The sequence below is a fragment of the Amycolatopsis sp. NPDC041971 genome, from assembly GCF_055588925.1.
Genome location: NZ_JBVJCE010000048.1, coordinates 1 through 1194 on the forward strand (window position 1 = coordinate 1; position 1194 = coordinate 1194).

Below are 1194 nucleotides of genomic sequence, written 5' to 3' on the forward strand. Positions count from 1 at the left end.
GCTAGTGCCGTGACGCAGATGGTTGGCGAGGTAATAGCCCGTAGGCCGGCGCGCTGATCTCGCCTGGCAGGCTGCCGGGTGGAGGTGGTGCCCGTGGCTCGTCAGCCAGAGGTGTTCGTGCACGAATTAGAGCCCGAACAAGCACAACGCCTGGTGAAAATCACCAGGTCGACACGCGACCGAGTCCGGCTGCGTCGGGCTGGAATCGTGCTCGCGTCGGTGCAGGGGCGGCCCGCGGGCGAGATCGCGATGATGTTCGCCGCGACCGAAAACTACGTGCGGGAGGTGATCCACGCGTTCAACGACCAGGGGTTCGCGGCGCTGGACCCAAAATGGAGCGGCGGCCGACCAGCTAAATTCGGTCCGGCCGCCCGCGAACTCCTCTGCCGCATCGCCCGCAGTGCACCCTGTGAGCTCGGGCAACCCTTCACCACCTGGAGCCTCACCAAACTGGTCGCCTACCTGCGTGAACACCATCGGCTGGCCGTCTCCGCCGAGACCGCGAGACGCATCCTGAACAAGGCGGGCATCAGCTGGCAGCGCACCAAAACGTGGAAGGCCAGCCGTGACCCGGACTTCGCCACGAAGATGGCTCGCATCCTGGACCTCTACGACCATCCACCCACCGATGGCCGCGTGCTCTGCGTCGATGAGTTCGGGCCGCTCAATCTGCAACCCCGGCCTGGTCGCGGCTGGTTCCGGCGCGGTCAGCCAGCCCGGCTGCGCGCCACCTACAACCGCCATGCCGGGGTGCGGCAGATGTTCGCCGCGCTCGATCTTACGTCGGGGCAGGTGTTCTATCGGTTCCGTGACCGCAAACGCTGGCCGCAGTTCCTTGACTTCTGCAAGCAGCTCCGCCGCCGCTTCCCGACCGGCAAGCTCTATTTGATCTGCGACAACTACAAGCCACACGCCAAGGCCGAGGTCGTCGACTGGTGCACCGGTCACGGGATCGAACTGGTCTACACGCCGAGCAACGCCTCCTGGTTGAACTGGGTGGAATGCGAGTTCACCGCGCTGCGCTACTTCACCCTCGACGGGAGTGACTACCCCTCCCATGCCGTTCAGGAAGCCGCGATCGCCGGCTATCTCCGGTGGCGCAACCGGCATTGCCACCCGAAACGTCACTTCGCGGCGGGCTCGAAGATCCGCCGTCCGGATTACCTACCCAACGTTGCGTGACGCGGCACTAGA

Annotated in this window: 1 protein-coding gene; it reads left to right on the plus strand. The window is 65.3% G+C overall.

Features of this window, described 5'->3' with window-relative positions:
• Positions 1-78: 78 nt before the first annotated feature.
• A complete protein-coding gene (locus tag ACZ6DT_RS40175; RefSeq protein WP_465605317.1) occupies positions 79-1182 on the plus strand; it encodes an IS630 family transposase in 1104 nt (367 codons plus the stop codon).
• The last annotated feature ends 12 nt before the right edge of the window (positions 1183-1194 follow it).